Source organism: Mycolicibacterium sp. MU0050 (assembly GCF_963378085.1).
Lineage (GTDB): Bacteria > Actinomycetota > Actinomycetes > Mycobacteriales > Mycobacteriaceae > Mycobacterium > Mycobacterium wendilense.
Genome location: NZ_OY726395.1, coordinates 4,119,268 through 4,135,777, shown reverse-complemented (window position 1 = coordinate 4,135,777; position 16,510 = coordinate 4,119,268). Strand labels below are relative to the sequence as shown.

Annotated in this window: 15 protein-coding genes; 9 read left to right on the top strand and 6 right to left on the bottom strand. The window is 70.8% G+C overall.

Features of this window, described 5'->3' with window-relative positions; translation table 11 throughout:
* Window positions 1–112: 112 nt before the first annotated feature.
* Window positions 113–1,729, top strand: a complete 1,617-nt coding sequence (locus R2K23_RS19805) for a PucR family transcriptional regulator (RefSeq protein ID WP_316511965.1) — start codon at window positions 113–115, stop codon at window positions 1,727–1,729.
* Between the two features lie 37 nt (window positions 1,730–1,766).
* Here the strand turns inward: R2K23_RS19805 and R2K23_RS19800 are convergent, their stop codons facing one another.
* On the bottom strand, window positions 1,767–2,567 hold the full coding sequence (locus R2K23_RS19800; RefSeq protein WP_316511964.1) for an Rv0361 family membrane protein: 801 nt from the start codon (window positions 2,565–2,567) through the stop codon (window positions 1,767–1,769).
* 133 nt (window positions 2,568–2,700) lie between these two features.
* On the opposite strand from R2K23_RS19800, the gene R2K23_RS19795 reads away from it, so the two are divergent.
* Window positions 2,701–3,117: a DUF3151 domain-containing protein gene (locus tag R2K23_RS19795; RefSeq protein ID WP_316511963.1), complete on the top strand. Its 417-nt coding sequence runs from the start codon at window positions 2,701–2,703 to the stop codon at window positions 3,115–3,117.
* Here R2K23_RS19795 and R2K23_RS19790 read toward each other — a convergent pair.
* The 3 genes from R2K23_RS19790 to R2K23_RS19780 all read right to left on the bottom strand — a co-directional run bounded on the left by R2K23_RS19790 (window position 3,114) and on the right by R2K23_RS19780 (window position 5,582).
* Window positions 3,114–3,998 carry a cation diffusion facilitator family transporter gene (locus tag R2K23_RS19790; RefSeq protein WP_316511961.1) on the bottom strand — a complete coding sequence of 295 codons (885 nt, stop codon included), beginning with the start codon at window positions 3,996–3,998 and terminating at the stop codon, window positions 3,114–3,116. The two genes, R2K23_RS19795 and R2K23_RS19790, sit on opposite strands and share 4 nt — an antisense overlap.
* A 68-nt stretch (window positions 3,999–4,066) precedes the next feature.
* On the bottom strand, window positions 4,067–4,861 hold the full coding sequence (locus R2K23_RS19785) for a site-2 protease family protein (RefSeq protein WP_316511960.1): 795 nt from the start codon (window positions 4,859–4,861) through the stop codon (window positions 4,067–4,069).
* 100 nt (window positions 4,862–4,961) lie between these two features.
* A complete protein-coding gene (locus R2K23_RS19780; protein ID WP_316511958.1) occupies window positions 4,962–5,582 on the bottom strand; it encodes a peptidase M50 in 621 nt (206 codons plus the stop codon).
* A gap of 68 nt (window positions 5,583–5,650) precedes the next feature.
* Between R2K23_RS19780 and R2K23_RS19775 the strand changes: the two genes are divergently transcribed.
* Entirely contained in the window at window positions 5,651–6,946 is a 1,296-nt protein-coding gene (locus tag R2K23_RS19775; protein ID WP_316511956.1) for an adenylosuccinate synthase, read from the top strand.
* Entirely contained in the window at window positions 6,946–7,593 is a 648-nt protein-coding gene (locus tag R2K23_RS19770; protein WP_316511954.1) for a PaaI family thioesterase, read from the top strand. Before R2K23_RS19775 ends, R2K23_RS19770 begins: the two co-directional genes overlap by 1 nt.
* Here the strand turns inward: R2K23_RS19770 and R2K23_RS19765 are convergent.
* A complete protein-coding gene (locus R2K23_RS19765; RefSeq protein ID WP_316511952.1) occupies window positions 7,590–9,656 on the bottom strand; it encodes an MMPL family transporter in 2,067 nt (688 codons plus the stop codon). The two genes, R2K23_RS19770 and R2K23_RS19765, sit on opposite strands and share 4 nt — an antisense overlap.
* A gap of 72 nt (window positions 9,657–9,728) precedes the next feature.
* On the opposite strand from R2K23_RS19765, the gene purT reads away from it, so the two are divergent.
* Genes purT through R2K23_RS19740 form a run of 5 tightly spaced genes read left to right on the top strand, consistent with a single transcriptional unit; the run spans window position 9,729 to window position 15,629 of the window.
* Window positions 9,729–10,895: a formate-dependent phosphoribosylglycinamide formyltransferase gene (purT, locus tag R2K23_RS19760; RefSeq protein ID WP_316511951.1), complete on the top strand. Its 1,167-nt coding sequence runs from the start codon at window positions 9,729–9,731 to the stop codon at window positions 10,893–10,895.
* Window positions 10,892–11,332 carry an Rv0361 family membrane protein gene (locus tag R2K23_RS19755; RefSeq protein WP_316511950.1) on the top strand — a complete coding sequence of 147 codons (441 nt, stop codon included), beginning with the start codon at window positions 10,892–10,894 and terminating at the stop codon, window positions 11,330–11,332. Before purT ends, R2K23_RS19755 begins: the two co-directional genes overlap by 4 nt.
* Before the next feature lie 20 nt (window positions 11,333–11,352).
* Entirely contained in the window at window positions 11,353–11,766 is a 414-nt protein-coding gene (locus tag R2K23_RS19750) for a rhodanese-like domain-containing protein (RefSeq protein ID WP_316511949.1), read from the top strand.
* Window positions 11,763–12,983 (top strand): O-succinylhomoserine sulfhydrylase, encoded by a 1,221-nt coding sequence (locus tag R2K23_RS19745; protein WP_316511948.1) that lies wholly within the window; start codon window positions 11,763–11,765, stop codon window positions 12,981–12,983. The genes R2K23_RS19750 and R2K23_RS19745 overlap by 4 nt, the downstream gene beginning before the upstream one ends.
* A gap of 18 nt (window positions 12,984–13,001) precedes the next feature.
* On the top strand, window positions 13,002–15,629 hold the full coding sequence (locus tag R2K23_RS19740) for a helix-turn-helix transcriptional regulator (RefSeq protein ID WP_316511947.1): 2,628 nt from the start codon (window positions 13,002–13,004) through the stop codon (window positions 15,627–15,629).
* Here the strand turns inward: R2K23_RS19740 and R2K23_RS19735 are convergent.
* On the bottom strand, window positions 15,626–16,495 hold the full coding sequence (locus R2K23_RS19735; RefSeq protein WP_316511946.1) for an SDR family oxidoreductase: 870 nt from the start codon (window positions 16,493–16,495) through the stop codon (window positions 15,626–15,628). The two genes, R2K23_RS19740 and R2K23_RS19735, sit on opposite strands and share 4 nt — an antisense overlap.
* Window positions 16,496–16,510 lie beyond the last annotated feature (15 nt).

Here is a 16,510-nt window from a genome sequence, read left to right as displayed (position 1 = left end):
GTTGTGTTGCAGACAAGGTGACGCTTGGGGACTCGTCCAACTATGGGACGGAGGCCGGTCGATGGCCTGGGCGATGTGTCATCGATCTGTCGATTGCGCATACACTGTGTAAATGACACTGACTGTCGCTGAAGTGCTCAAGTTGCCGGTCGTTCGACGGGCCGAACCCGAGGTGTTGAGTAAGCGCCGCCTGGCGGAACCGATCCGCTGGGTGCACAGCAGCGATCTGGCCGACTTGTCTTCCTTACTCCAGGGCGGGGAGTTGGTCTTGACCACCGGTGCGGCGTTTGCGCGCGGTTCGCGAGAATACCTCCGCGGCTTGGCAAAGGCCGGTGCCGTCGGCGTGGTCGTCGAGTTGGGCACGGTGGTCTCGAGACTGCCTGCAAGCGCGGGACGTATTGCCGATGAGCTTGACCTCGCCCTTGTCGTGCTGCATCGAAAGACCCGATTCGTTGACATCACCGAGGCGGTTCACCGCCGAATCGTCGCCGCCCAGTACGAAGAAGTCGCCTTCGACCGTCGTGTGCACGAAACGTTCACCGAGCTGAGTATGAAAGGAGCGCCGCTGCTGGGCATTGTCGATGCTGCTGCCAAGATTCTGGACGAGCCGGTCGTCCTGGAAGACCTGTCGCACCAGGCTCTCGTGGTGTCGACCGGCACCGCAGCCGACCTGCTCGCAGATTGGGAGCGGCGCTCGCGGCGTAGTCCGGGGAAACGAGCTGATTCCGAGCCGTGGTCGGTCACCGGAGTAGGCCAGAGTTCGCAGCAGTGGGGCCGATTGGTGATTCCACGCCATGCCAGCGACCAGGCCAGGGCCACGATGGTGCTGGAGCGGGCGGCTGCTGCGCTGGCCATGCATCGGATGGTCGAGCGCGACAGAACGGGTCTGCAACATCAGGCACAGGGCGGACTCATCGATGATGTACTGCGTGGCCGAATCTCCGACGACCGTGATGCCGCAGCCCGCGCGCACGCCCTCGGTTTGCGAAAAGCTGCGCAGTATCTGCCCGCTGTAGTGCGATCGCCAGGGCACACCCCCCTCGGCGATCCGGTGGCCGCTCACCGGCGAAACATTGCGCTACTCGATGCGGTGGCGCACACCGTGAATGCCGCCGGTCATTCGGGTTTGTTCACGGTTCGCGGGGACGGCGAGGTAGCGGCAGTCCTGGCGCTGCGGGATAACCGGATACCGTTGGCCGACAAGGCGCTTGAGATACTGGGGGACCGCTTGCGCCGGGAGGTTCACCGCGTCGACGGGGTCGATGGTGCGGTCCTGGCGCTCGGACCGCCCGCGAGCTTGGTCACCGACGCGATCGCGGGTATGTCCGAAGCGACGGATATCGCCGAGGTGGCGTTGTCGATGGGGGACAATCGCTCTTACTATCGCGCCTCGGATGTGCGTCTGCGGGGGTTGATTTCGCTGTTGCGCGACGATCGCCGGGTCCAGCGCTTCGCTGAAACCGAGCTAAGATCTCTGTTGACCAGCACGCTGCAACCAGAGCCGTCACACCTGACGGTTCTGCGCGAATATCTGCGGCTGGCAGGAAACAAGGCCGCGGTCGCCGAGCGTCTGCATGTCAGTCGGCCGTTTGTCTACAAACGGCTCGCCGAGGTTCGCGAACTACTCGGGGTGGATCTCGAGGACGGCGAGTCGATGACGTCATTGCACGTGGCGTTGATGGTGACAGAATTGTCGCGGGGGCGACGGCCTGCGACCGTTACGGCGTGACATCGCCGCGTGAACCGTAAGCCCCGATCGCTTCGGTTTAGTTGCCGCCGTCCTGGCAGATCTTCCACTGATCGTCGCGGAACTGCAGGTCGAGGCTGCGGGTCGAGCGGGTGCTGGGGTCGGACTTCACGAACGTGGTGACGTTAGCCTCCGCGTGCCCGTCGTTGATGAGCACCTGGTCGATGCTGGCGATCACCGGATACTGGCCCGCGTCGGCGATCCGCCGGTGGGTCTCGGCCCATTTGCGGTCGTCGACCCGGTTGTACTCGTCGGCCGTCTGGCCGCAGGTGATGCTGCGCAGCGTGGCCAGATCACCCTTCTCGATCGCGGTGTCGTAGCTCTGGATCGTCTCGCGGACCCGGTCCTCCTGGGAGACCCCGAGCGAGGTGCCGCGGGTCAGCAGCACGGTGGCCAGCACCGCGACGGCCACCAGCGCGGCGATCACCAGCACGACCGCCATCACCCAGCCCCAACTGCGCTGCCGCGGCGGCTTGGGACCACCGGGTCGCGGCGGAATGGCCTGCGGGGTGGCCACTTTCGGGGAACCGTCGGCGGCATCCCCGGAGCCGACGGCGGAGAACACCTCGGTCTCGGGGTCCGGGTTGCGGTCGATGATCTGGGTGGACCCGTCGTCCATTCCCGACGGGGCGGTGAACCGTCGTTCCCCGGGGTCGACGGTGGGCAGCGCGGACTCGCCGGCGTCGGGGTCGGGCGCCTCGAAGATCTCGGTCTCGGGGTCGTCGCCGCGGTCGACGGCCTCGGTGATCGCGTCGGGGTCCTCGGGGTGCTCCGGCTGGTTCGACTCGTCGGCCGGGTCGGACCCTGGTGGAATCGACATCGGTGCTTGCGGTCCTCCACGGTTCTACAGCGGGCTGCGCTGCTGGGCAGATAGTCGGACTCAGCCTAGCGCTGCGGGCGGGTCCGCCTCCCGGCCAGGCGGCACCCCGCAGCGGCACGGCACAATGGGCCGCATGACGCGCATGGGTGATCTTCTGGGACCAGACCCGGTGTTGTTGCCGGGGGACACCGAGGCCGAAGCCGGCCTGGCGGCCGGGGAGAACCCGACGGTGGTGGCGGCGGCGCATCCGTCGGCCTCGGTGGCCTGGGCCACTCTGGCCGAGCAGGCGCTGGCCGACGACAAGGCGGTGACCGCCTACGCCTACGCGCGCACCGGCTATCACCGCGGGCTCGACCAGCTGCGCCGCAACGGCTGGAAGGGGTTCGGGCCGGTGCCGTACTCCCACGAGCCCAACCGCGGTTTCCTGCGCTGCGTGGCGGCGTTGGCGCGCGCGGCCGACGTGATCGGCGAGACGGACGAGAACGCCCGTTGCCTGGATCTGCTCGACGACTGCGATCCCGCCGCCCGCCAGGAATTGGGCCTGGCCTAACAGTCCGCGCAGTCGGCGACCCCGCCCGGCGGTTCCACCTGCACGGTCGCGTGCTCGAGGCCGCGGGCGGCCAGTACCGCGCGGGCATCAACGAGTACCCGGGTGGAGTCCGCGCTGCTGGTCAGGTGCGCGGTGGCCATGTCCCGGCCGGGTACCAGGGTCCAGACGTGCAGGTCGTGCACCTCGTCGACACCCGGTACGGCCTCCAGCGCGGCCCGCAACTCGTCGACGTCGATGTGGCTCGGTGAGGACTCGGACAGGATCCGCAAGGCGGTGCGCGCCAAGGAGATCGCGCGCGGCAGCACCCACAGCGCCACCAGCACGGCGACCACCACGTCGGCGTACGGCCAGCCGGTGGTCAGCGTGACGATCCCGGCGATCAGCACGCCGATGCTGCCGACGGTGTCGGCCATGACCTCCATGTAGGCGCCCTTGACCGCCAGGCTCTTCTCCGAGTCGCCCCGCAGTAGCAGCACCACCGCGGCGTTGGCGGCCAGCCCGGCCAGCGCCACGGCGATCAGCGGCCCCCCGGGCACCTCCGGCGCGTCACCGATGCGGTCGATCGCCTCGTAGAGGATGAATCCCGCGACCCCGAGCAGCAGCACGGCGTTGGCGACGGCGGTGAACACCTCGGCGCGATGCCAGCCGTAGGTCCGCGCGGCCGAGACGGGCCCGTGCTTGGCCAGCAGCACCGCCGTGAGTCCCATGAACATGGCGACCAGGTCGGTGAGCATGTGGCCGGCGTCGGCCAGCAGGGCGATCGAGTTGATCAGCAGCGCGGTGGTGAGCTCGACGGCGAAGAAGACGGCGAGAATGCCCGCCGCGATCAGCATGCGGCTGACGCGCGTATCGGTATGACTGTGATCGTGGCCGGCGCCCATGGGCCCCGAATGTATGCGCACTTTCGCATATATTCAAGGACCCGCGGCGCGCTCGCCCGCGGCGAGGCTCAGCGCAGCGACCAGAACAGCGCCAGGTCCAAGCCCACCGCGGCCAGCGCACGGTCGCCGCCGAGCAGCGCGAAGATCTCGTAGACCAGCTGAAAGAACCACCGGCCCAGCGGCGACATCAGCAGGACGACCACCAGCAGCAGGATGCCCCAGCCCTTGAAGCCATCCAGCGCCCGCTGCGTCTGCGGGCTCAGGTGCGGCTCCAGCGCACCGTAGCCGTCCAGCCCGGGCACCGGCAGCAGGTTGAGCACGACGGCCATCACCTGCAGCAGACCCAGGAAGGCCACCCCGGCCCAGAACACCGAGCGCTCCGGGGTGGCGAACACCGCGCTGCTACCCAGGAGCAACACCGCCAGCGCCAGGTTGGCCGACGGCCCGGCCAGGCTCACCGCGGTGCGCTGCCACTTGGTCATCGAACCGGTCCGCAGCCACACCGCCCCGCCGGGCAGGCCGATACCGCCGAGGGCCACGAACAGCAGCGGCAACCCCAGCGAGAGCATCGGGTTGGAGTACTTGAGCGGATTCAGCGTGAGGTAGCCGCGACCGGCCACCTCGTGGTCGCCGAACCGCCAGGCGGTGTAGGCGTGGCCGAACTCGTGCAGGCACAGCGACACCACCCAGCCGGCGAACACGAAGAGCAGCACCGCCGCATGCGCCAGCGGGGGATTGGCGGGCTCGGCCGCGCCGCAGGTCCACGCCAGTGCACCGCCGAGGCCGGTGACGGCCAGGATCACCAGGAAGATCGGGCTGGGCCGCACCGACCGCCGCGGGGACCGGACGGGCCGGATGTTCATGCTTGAAAACTACCGCGCGAGAATGCGGCCACGGCGGTGCTTCCGCGCTCCGCGCAGCCCTGCGTGCAATTTCGGCGGGTGCCTGCCGCACCCGCGGGTCCTACCGCACCCGCAGCCAGCCCTGGGTGTGTCGGTAGAAGGTGGAGCGGCGCACCGGCCGCGGCATCGGCACCCCGTCGCGCAGCACCGACGCGCCGGTGGTGCCAAGTTGCGCGGCGCGGCCCACCAGCCAGCCGGTGCGGCTCGTTTTCGGCGCCACCACCCGCGCCCGCAGGCCGGGCATCGTCGCGATGGGCTCGATCCGCACCTCCTGCACCGTCCCGTCGAACAGCACGCCGTCATCGACGATGCCCTCGCCCTCGAGGGCATCGGCGTCCGCGGTGGGCACCCAGCGCGCCTCGCCGACCAGCGCCGTGCCGGTCTCGTCGCGGATCAACGGAATGCGTTGGGCCACACCGCGGCGCGCGCGCCGCACGCCGAAGCGGCCCGGCAGATGGGCGACCTCGACGTCCAGCCGCTCGGTCTTGAGCAGCCGCGTCAGCACCGCGGCCAGCTCCGCCGTCGAGCCCACCACGATCACCCGCCGCGCCGACTCCGTGACGGCGTCGATGGCCGCCGCGGCGCCGGAATCCGAGCCGACGACGGTGGCCGGCAAATCCCGCAGCCGGCGGGGCGCCGGGCGGCCCCCGAACAGCAACACAGCGGTCAACGCATCAGTCAACGCAGCTCCTGGTCCCTCGCTGGGATAGTGTGGGTCACCGGCTGGACACAATAATCAGGAGAAATGCCATGCCGGCAATCGTCCTCATCGGCGCCCAATGGGGCGACGAGGGCAAGGGTAAAGCCACCGATCTACTCGGTGGGCGGGTGCAGTGGGTTGTGCGCTATCAGGGCGGCAACAACGCCGGGCACACCGTTGTCCTGCCCAGCGGTGAGAATTTCGCGCTGCACCTCATCCCCTCGGGAATTCTGACCCCGGGGGTCACCAACGTCATCGGCAACGGTGTCGTGGTCGACCCCGGTGTGCTGCTCACCGAGCTCAGTGGCCTCGACGCGCGGGGGGTGGACACCGACCGGCTGCTGATCTCGGCCGACGCGCACCTGCTGATGCCGTATCACGTCGCCATCGACAAGGTGGTGGAGCGCTACGCGGGCAGCAAGAAGATCGGCACCACCGGCCGCGGCATCGGTCCCTGCTACCAGGACAAGATCGCCCGGATCGGCATCCGGGTCGCCGACGTGCTCGACGAGACCCTGCTGGCCGAGAAGATCGAGGCCGCCCTCGAACTGAAGAACCAGATCCTGGTCAAGGTCTACAACCGCAAGGCGCTGGCCGCCGACGAGGTGGTGGCCAACCTGCTGGAGCAGGCCGAGGGCTTCAAGCACCGCATCGCCGACACCCGGCTGCTGCTGGGCCAGGCCCTGGAGCGCGACGAGACCGTGCTGTTGGAAGGCTCGCAGGGCACCCTGCTCGACGTCGACCACGGCACCTACCCGTACGTCACCTCGTCGAACCCGACCGCCGGCGGCGCCGCCGTGGGCTCCGGGATCGGCCCCACCCGGATCACCACGGTGCTGGGCATCCTGAAGGCCTACACCACGCGCGTGGGATCCGGTCCGTTCCCCACCGAGCTGTTCGACGAGCACGGCGAGTACCTGGCCAAGACCGGCGGCGAGGTCGGCGTGACGACGGGCCGGGCGCGCCGCTGCGGGTGGTTCGACGCGGTGATCGCCCGCTACGCCACCCGGGTCAACGGCATCACCGACTACTTCCTGACCAAGCTCGACGTGCTCTCGTCGCTGGAGACGGTGCCGATCTGCGTGGGCTACACCGTCGACGGCAAGCGCACCGACGAGATGCCGATGACGCAGGCCGACATCGTCCGGGCCGAGCCCATCTACGAGGAACTGCCCGGGTGGTGGGAGGACATCTCCGGCGCCCGCGAGTTCGACGAGTTGCCGGCCAAGGCCCGCGACTACGTGCTGCGGCTCGAGGAGCTTGCCGGGGCGCATATTTCCTGCGTGGGGGTGGGCCCGGGGCGCGACCAGACCATTGTCCGGCGCGACATCCTGGCCGCCCGCTAGTGGCGACCGAACCCGGCCCGGACCCACGACGCGTCGATCCGGACTATGACCGTCACGGCGGCTTCCCGGTGTTCGAGGCGGCCCAGCCCGGCCCGGGGTTCGAGCGGTTCCTGACCGCCATGCGCCGGCTGCAGGACCTGGCGGTCTCGGCCGATCCCGACCCGCAGACCTGGACCGATGCCGCCGGGCGGGTGGAGGCGCTGGTCGCCCAACTCGCGCCGTTCGAGGCCGGCGAGGGGGTCGGCCCGGCCAACCGGGTGCCGGACCTGCCGGGCGCGGGCAGCCTGCTGATGCCGCCGTGGGTCGTCGACAAGTTCGAGGCCGACGAGGTGCTGCTGCGGGTCACGTTTTCCCGCTTCCATGTCGGGGGCAACTACGCCGTGCACGGCGGGGTGCTGCCGTTGCTGTTCGACTCCATGTTCGGGATGGTGATCCACGCGACCGGTCGGCCGATCAGCCGCACCGCCTACCTGAACGTCGACTACCGCAAGATCACCCCGATCGACACCGAGCTGCACGCGCGCGGATGGCTCCGGGAAGCGCAGGGGCGCAAGGCATTTGTGAACGCCGAGCTGCGCGACGCGGACGGCAACCTGCTGGCCGAGGCCAACGGCCTGATGGTGCGGCTGCTGGCCGGGCAGCCCTAGCGCGACGCCGGCTCGGCGGGGTCCAGCCGGGCCGGCCACCACACCTTGGGGCCGATCAGCGAGAACAGCGCCGGGATCACCACCGTGCGGACCAGGAAGGTGTCCAACAGGATGCCGAGGCCCACGATGATGCCCAGCTGCGTCAGCACGATCAGCGGCAGCACGCCGAGGACGCAGAACACCGCCGCCAGCACGATGCCGGCGCTGGTGATGACCGCGCCGGTGGCCGAGACCGCGCGCACGATGCCCTGGCGGGTGCCGAACGTGACGGTCTCCTCGCGCGCCCGGGTCACCAGGAAGATCGTGTAGTCCACGCCGAGCGCGACCAGGAACAGGAACGCGAACAGCGGGGTGGTGTTGTCCAGCGCCGGGAAGCCGAACACGTGGATGCTCACCCAGCCGCCGAGGCCCAGCGCGGCCATCGAGGAGGCCACGGTCGCGGTGACCAGCAGCAGCGGGGCCACCACGGAGCGCAGCAGCACCAGCAGCACGGCCAGCACCACCACCAGGATGGCCGGGATGATCAGCAGCCGGTCGTCGACGGCCGCGTCGCGGGCGTCCAGCGCTTGGGCGTCCGCACCGCCGACCAGTGCGTCGGGGTCCACCGCGTGTACCGAGTCACGCAGCGCCGCAATGGTTTCGAAGGCCTCATCGCTGGCCGGGTCGGCGTCGGTGATCACCGACCACTGCGTGCTGCCCGCGCCGTCCTCGCCGCCGGGGGCCGCCGAGACCACCCCGTCGGTGCCCTCGATTGCGGCCTGGATCTGCGCGCCGCGGTCGCTGGCCGCGATTACCCGGGTCGGATCGGTCAGCCCGCTGGGGAAGTGTTCGGCCAGGGTTTCGTAGCCGGTGACCGACTCGGCCTCCACCCGGAACTGTTCGGTCTGCGTCAGGCCGATCGAGGTGCCCAGCAGCCCGCACGTCAGGACCGCCAGGCCCGCGAAGGAGGCCACCAGCACCGCCGCCGGCCGCCGCGACACCGCGGTGGCGATGCGGTGCCAGATTCCGGCTTCGGTGAGGTCGCGGTCCTCGCGAGACGGGATGAACGGCCAGAACAGCCGGACCCCGAACAGCGCCAGCAGCGGGGGCAGCACCAACAACGAGAACACCGCGGCGACAACAAGTCCCGAGGCCGCCTGCAGGCCCAGGCTGCGGGTGCTCGGTGCGCCCGCCAGCAGCAGCGTCAGCAGCGCCAGCACCACGGTGGCGTTGCTGGCCAGGATCGCCGGGCCGGCGTTGCGCACCGCGATGCGCAGCGCCTCGCGATGGTCGGCGGCCATCCGCAACTCCTCGCGATACCGCGAGATCAGCAACAGCGCGTAGTTGGTGCCCGCCCCGAACACCAGCACGCTGGTGATGCCGGAGGTGGAACCGTCGGGGGTCAGCCCGGCGAGCGAGGTCACCGAGGTGCCCAGGGTGGCCCCGACCCGGTCGGCGAAGCCGATCACCGCCAACGGCACCAAGAACAGCACCGGCGAGCGGTAGGTGAGGATCAGCAGCAGCGCCACCACGGCGGCCGTCACCGCGAGCAGCGTGATGTTGGCGCCCGAGAACGCATCGGCGATGTCCGCGCCGAACGCCGGCCCACCGGTCACCTCCGCGCGCAGCCCCGGCGGCAGCCCGTCGGCGGCGGCCCCGCGCACCGCGTCGACGGCGTCGCGCAGATCGAAGCCCGACAGGGTGCCGTCCATCCCGACCGCGGCCAGCGCCGCCCGGCCGTCGTCGGACACCGTCAGCGGCGGTCCGCCGGGCGGAGCGCCGACCTGCGCGGTCATCCGCTGGTAGGCGGCCTCGGCGGCACCCACGTCGTCGGGCCCCAGCGGGGCCTCGTCGGCGCGGGTGACCACCAGGATCGCCGGGGCCTGATCCCCGCCAGGGAAGCCTTGGGCCGCCTCGGCGGCGCGGGCGGATTCCGCCGAGCTCGGCAGCGCTATCGGGGACTGGGACGCCGAGTCGTCGCTGCCGGCCAACCCGAGCAGCAAACCCGAGGCCAACGCGATCAGCAGGGCGAGCACCCACGAGCGGGGCGCGGTGACGACGGCAGCAAGGCGGTCCCAGTTCACGCGCTCCAACGTACCCAGATCCTTCGATTGCCTAACCTTCCGGGGCCGGCGGTGACGCCTATGGTGGAAACCATGTCGGCGCCGCGAATCCTGCTTCTGGGTTCGGGCGAACTCGGCCGCGAGGTGGTGCTCAGCTTCCAGCGGCTGGGGGCGGTGGTGATCGCCGCGGACAGCCACCCGGACGCGTCCGCGCGGGCCTTCGCCGACGACTCCGCGGTCCTCGACCTCACCGATGCCGACGCGGTGCACGCGGCCATCGAGCGGTTCGCCCCCGACATCCTGGTCCCGGCGACCGAGTCGGTAGCGCCGGAGGCGCTGGCCGCTGCGGAGGCCGCGGGACTGTCGGTGGTGCCGAGCGCGCGCCGGACCCGGCTGATGTTGGACCGCGAGGCGCTGCGCCGGCTGGCGGCCGACGAGCTGGGCCTGCCCACGGCGCCGTTCTGGTTCGCCGGCGGCATCGACGAGCTGGGCGCCATCGCCGCGCACGCCGGGTATCCGCTGGTGGTCAAGCCGCTGTCGGCGCTGCCCGGCGAGGGGCAATCGGTGTTGCTGCGCGCGGACGACATCGAGGCCGCGTGGCACCGTGCGGCCCCGGCCGGCGGCGGAACCCCCGGCCGCGTGTTGGTCGAATCGGTGGTGGAGGTCGACGACGAGGTCACCCTGCTGGCGGTGCGCACCGGCGAATCGGTGGCTCCCGGGTTCTGCGAGCCGATCGGGCACCGGCACGTGGCCGGTGTGCTGGAGGCGTGGCAGCCGGCGCCGATGACGCCCGTCGCGCTGGATTCGGCCCGCTCGATCGCCGCGCGGGTGGTGACCGCTCTCGGCGGCCGCGGCCTGTTCGGGGTGGAACTGCTGGTCCGGGGCGACGAGGTGTACTTCGCCGACGTCACGGTCCTGCCGCACGACAGCGCCCTGGTGACCCTGCGCACCCAGCGGCTCTCCGCGCTGGATCTGCACGCCCGCGCGGTGCTCAGACTGCCGGTGGACACCATCATGATCTCGCCGGGTGCCGTCGAGGTGAGCTACCTGCCGGGGGCTCGCGATAACCTCTCCGGGGCCCTGAGCGTTCCGGAGACCGACGTGATGTTGTTTCCGGCGCCGCTGGGGCCCGTCGGGACCGGCCGCAGCCGGTTCGAAGTGGTGTCGGCGACGGCACCGACCGTCGCCGGGGCCCGGGAGCGGGCCCGGCAGGCGGCGCAGGCATTGCGGGGCAACCCGCTGACAGGGAGTACAACGTGACCGACCAGCATCCGGAGTCCGAAGGCGCCACCGTCACACCGTTTTTGGCCGCGCTGGTGATCATCGTGCTCGTCGTGATCGGTGTCGGGCTGGCGAGCTGGCTCAACCGCGACGACGACGCCGTGCGCGAGGGCATCGTGCGCGCCGCGCTGGGCCAGAACGACGCATTGCAACGGCTCGACTACGACGACTTCCGCACCTACACGTGCGCCCGGGAGGCCGGCACGGCGGACACGGTGCTGGACAACCAGCGGCGGTCGGTGGCCGACAAGGGCGCACGCTACGTCGGCAACGTCCTGGACGTGACCGTCGAGGGGGACACCGCGACGGCCAACGTCGTCTACTACTTCGACAACGACAAGGACACCATGATCGACACCCCCACCGACTTCGTCCTGGAGGACGGCACCTGGCGGGTGTGTTCGCCCGTTTCCTGACGTGTGGAAAACTTGCTCCGGTGAGCTACGCAGGAGATATCACACCGGAGCAGGCGTGGTCGATGCTCAGCGCGGACCCGACGGCGACGCTGGTCGATTGCCGCACCGACGCCGAGTGGAAGTTCGTCGGTGTGCCCGACACCTCGAGCCTGGGGCGCGAGGTGGTGTTCGTCGAGTGGAACCACACCGACGGCGCCCACAACGACGATTTCGTGGCCGACCTGATGGCCGCCGGAGTGACGCCCGGGCAGCGTCCGGTGGTCTTCCTCTGTCGCTCCGGTAACCGTTCCATCGGCGCGGCCGAGGCCGCCACCGCGGCCGGGATCGGGCCGTCCTACAACGTGCTCGACGGCTTCGAGGGGCACCTGGACGCCCAGGGGCACCGCGGCGGCACCGGGTGGAAGGCCGTCGGTCTGCCCTGGGTGCAGTCATGAGCGAGGTTCCCTCGGTCCGCATCCCGAAGCCGCTGCCCGACGGCCTGGGCCAGGCCACGGTGGGGGTGCGGGGCGGTCTGTTGCGGTCCCAGTTCGAGGAGACCGCCGAGGCGATGTACCTCAACTCGGGGTACACCTACGCCACCGCCGCCGACGCCGAGCGGGCGTTCACCGGCGAGGTCGACCGGTTCGTCTACTCGCGCTACGGCAACCCGACCATCGCCATGTTCGAGGAGCGGCTGCGGCTCATCGAGGACGCGCCGGCGGCGTTCGCCACCGCCACCGGCATGGCCGCGGTGTTCACCGCGCTCGGCGCGCTGCTGGCCGCCGGGGACCGTCTGGTCGCCGCGCGCAGCCTGTTCGGGTCGTGCTTCGTGGTGTGCAACGAGATCCTGCCGCGCTGGGGCGTGGAAACCGAGTTCGTCGACGGGGACGACCTCGCCCAGTGGGAGGCTGCGCTGAGCAAGTCCACCCAGGCGGTGTTCTTCGAGACCCCGTCCAACCCCATGCAATCGCTGGTCGACATCGCCGCGGTCAGCGAACTCGCGCATGCCGCGGGCGCAAAGGTGGTGCTGGACAACGTTTTCGCCACCCCGCTGCTGCAGCGCGGCATGCCGATGGGCGCCGACGTGGTGGTCTATTCCGGCACCAAGCACATCGACGGGCAGGGTCGGGTGCTCGGCGGGGCCATCCTGGGCGATCAGGAGTACATCGACGGCCCGGTGCAGACCCTGATGCGCCACACCGGCCCCTCGATCAGTTCCTTCAACGCCTGGACCCTGCTCAAAGGTCTTGAGACCCTTGCGCTTCGGGTCAATCACAGCAACGCCGCCGCGCAGCGGATCGCGGAGTACCTCGAGGCGCATGCCGGCGTGCGCTGGGTCCGCTACCCGTTCCTGACCTCGCACCCGCAGTACGAGCTGGCCAAGCGGCAGATGAGCGGCGGCGGCACCGTGGTCACCTTCGAACTCGACGCGCCCGCCGACGGCGGCAAGCAGCGCGCGTTCGAGGTGCTCGACAAGCTGCGGGTCATCGACATCTCCAACAACCTCGGCGACGCGAAATCGTTGATCACGCACCCGGCGACGACCACGCACCGGGCGATGGGGCCGGAGGGCCGCGCCACCATCGGGCTCGGCGACGGGGTGGTCCGGCTGTCGGTCGGCCTCGAGGACGTCGAGGATCTGATCGCCGATCTGGACCAAGCACTGGGCTGATCGCGTTATAGTCGCCCCGTGATCAGCGGTGACACGCTGACCGGGAGGGACCGCGAACTGACGACCCTGCGCCGCGCTCTGAGCGGGGTCGGCAACTTCGCCGGTGTACTGGTCGCAGGACCTGCGGGGGTGGGCAAGACGAGGCTCGCCCGTGAGTTGCTGTCCCAGGCCGCCGCCGCGGGCACCCAGACCGATTGGATCGTCGGCACCGCGTCGGCCCGGCCGATCCCGTTGGGCGCGTTCACCGCAACCATCGGCGAGCACGTCAACGATCCCAATCCCAGTGTGCGACGGGTCATCACGGCGCTGCTGGCCCGGCAACGCCAGGGGCGGGTGGTCATCGGCGTCGACGACGCGCACCTGCTCGACGGATTCTCCGCCCACGTCGTGCACCAGATCGCGCAGAGCCGCCAGGCCCGGCTGGTGGTGACGGTGCGGACCGGGGCCGGCGAGCCCGACGCGGTCCGCGCGCTGTGGAAGGACGGACTGCTGGCCCGACTGGACCTCGAACCGCTGTGCCCGCAGGGGGCCCGCGCCATGGTCGAGGCCGCGCTGGAGGGCCCGATGGATGCCCGTAGCGCACAACGATTCTGGCGGCTCACCGGCGGCAACGCGCTGTTCCTGCGGCAGTTGCTCAAGGATCAGGTGGCCGCCGGCCGGGTCCGCAAGGTCAAGGGCGTCTGGATCTGGGACGGCGACGTCGCGGTGTCGCAGAACATGAGCGACCTGGTGGGCAACCAGCTGGATCGGCTGGCGCCGGAGCAGGCCGCCGTCCTCGACACGTTGTCGCAGTGCGAGCCGCTGGACGTCGGGGTCCTGGCGGACCTGGTGGGTCGCGCCGCGGTGGAGACCGCCGAGCAGATGCACCTGATCACCGTCGAGCGGTGCGCCGACGAGCTGACGGCCCGGCTGGCGCATCCGTTGTTCGGCGAGCTGCGCCGCGTCGCGGCCGGCGAGCTGTATCTGTCGAAAATTCGTGGCGCGCTGGCGCAGCGGCTGGCCGGTCGGGACGGGGGTGACGCACAAAGCCTGGTGCGGCGCGCGCTGCTGCGGCTGGAGTCGGACCTGCCGCCGGACCCGGCGCTGTACGTCGAGGCGGCGCGGGCCACCATGACCCTGCTGGACCTGGACCTGGCCCAGCGGTTCGCGGCGGCCGCGGCGGCGGCGGGTTCGGCCGAGGCGACCGAGATCATGGCGGTCAACCGGTTCCTGGCCGGCGACGGGCCCGCCGCCGAACAGACGCTGAGCGCGCTGGCCGCCCGCGGTGGCGACCGCCATCGATGGACGACGCTGCGGGCGGCGAACCTGATCTGGATGCTCGGCCGCCCCGCCGCCGCCGAGGAGTTGCTGGCCGAGCTGGCCGGCCGCACCGAGACCGACGCGCAGCGGGCCGCCCGCTATTCGGTGGAGGCCTGTGTGGACGCGGTTTTCGCGCGCTGCGCCGAGGCCGAGCGGAAGGCCCGCTACGCGCTGGACTGCCCCGAGTTGTCCGATCTGAACGCGATGCTCGCCGCGGTGTCGTTGATCATGGCCGCCGGCGCGCTCGGCCACGCCGACGACATCGGGCCGGTGGCGCGCGCCGCACTGGACCGGGCCACCGGCTCCTACGAGACCTCACACATGCGGTTCTGGTTCGCCGGCGTGTACGCCCGCGCGTGCCGGCTGACGGGCCGACTCGAGGAATGCCGCCGCGCCGCGGAGCTGCTCTCCGAACTCGCGCAGGACATGCCCAGCCTCGCCTACGCGAACCTGGTGTTCATGGTGGGCGCGGTCGAGCTGATGCGCGGTGATGTCGGCTCGGCCACCAAGAAGCTGCACGAGGCGCTGGCCGGCGTCGAGACCCACGGGGTGACCACCGGCCTGCGGGCGGCCTGCGTGTTCGGGCTGGCCGAGGCGCACGCCAAGCTGGGCGAGGCACAGGCCGCCACCGAGATGCTCGGCGAGGCCCGGCAGAGCGCGCGGCCCGAGTTCCTGTTCATGCACACCGCGCTGGCCCTGGCGACCGGCTGGGTGCTGGCCGCGGGGGGCTCATTGGCCGAGGCGGTGGACACCGTGCTGGCCGAGGCCAGGGTGGCCCGCCGCCGCGGTCAGCCGACCCACGAGTTGGCCTGCCTGCAGGCCGCGGCCCAGTGGGGCGCCGGCCAGGACATCGGCGAGATCTGCGAGCGGACCGCCGAATTGGCCGAAACCCTGCGGCTGCCGCTGGCCGACGCGGTGGCCGCGCACGCGGCGGGGCTGCGGGCCGGCGACGGCGAGGCGCTGCTGGCGGTCTCGACGGCCTATCAGCACATCGGTGACCGGGCGGCTGCCGCCGATGCGGCGGCCCAGGCGGCGGTGGCCTTCACCGGGGCGCAGCTGCGCAGCCGGGGGCTGTTCGCCGCCGCGCTGGCCGCGCAGCTGGCCCAGGAATGCGGGGGTTTGTGCACGCCGGCCACCCGCAGCCCGGTGTCACCGACGCCGTTGACCGGCCGGCAGCGGGAGGTGGCCGAACTGGTGGCCGCCGGGATGTCGAACAAGGAGATCGCCGACCGGCTGGTGACCTCGGTGCGCACCGTGGAGGGGCACCTGTACCGGGCCTGTCAGCGGGTCGGCGCGAGCTCCCGCAGCGACCTGGCGGCCATCATGCGCGCCGGCCCGGGCAGCTAACCCTGCTCGGGCTTTTTCTCCTCGACGCCGATCGCGCTCTGGGCGCGCTGCTCGTAGGCCGACCGGGCAGTGGTGTCGTAGTTGAGGAACACCGTGTCGTTGCCCAGTTTGTGCGACAGCCAGCGCCGCGCCTTGGGCCCGAGCAGCTGGGTGAGGGCGCTGACGGCGCGCAGCGGGCCGGGCACCGACAGGTTGGTGATCGACGGCTTGTCGAGCACCTTGACGACGCCGGCGGCGATGTCCTCGGGCTGCACCGGCTTCTGCGCGAACGACGTCTTGGTGCCGGTGATCAGCTCGGTGTTGGTGAAGGTCGGCAGCACCACGCTGACGTTGACGCCCTGCGGGGCGAATTCGTCGGCCATGGCGGTGGACAGCCCGACCACCGCGAACTTGGTGCCCGCATAGACCACCTGGCCGGGCAGCGCGATCATGCCCGACAGCGACGAGATGTTGACGATGTGGCCGCTGCGGCGCTTGACCATCTCCGGCAGCACCAGCCGGCAGCCGGTGAGCACGCCGTAGAAGTTGACCTCGATGGAGGTGCGGATGGCCTGCTTGCTCTGCTCGAGGAACGGGCCGACGGGCATCACGCCCGCGTTGTTGATCAGCACGTCGATCTGGCCGGTGCCGTCGGCGCGGGCCTTGTCGAGGAAGACCTCGAACGACTCGGCGTCGGTGACATCGACCGGATAGCCGGTGACCGGCCCGAACCGCAGCAGCTCGGTGACGGCGGTGTCGAGCACCGCGACGTCGCGGTCACCGATGACGACCCGAGCGCCGCGGGCCAGCAGTGCCTTGGCGGTGGCGTAGCCGATGCCGCGGGCGGCCCCGGTGATGACGATGTTCTTGCCCCGGATGTTGTCCATGGCGCCGAACTTTAC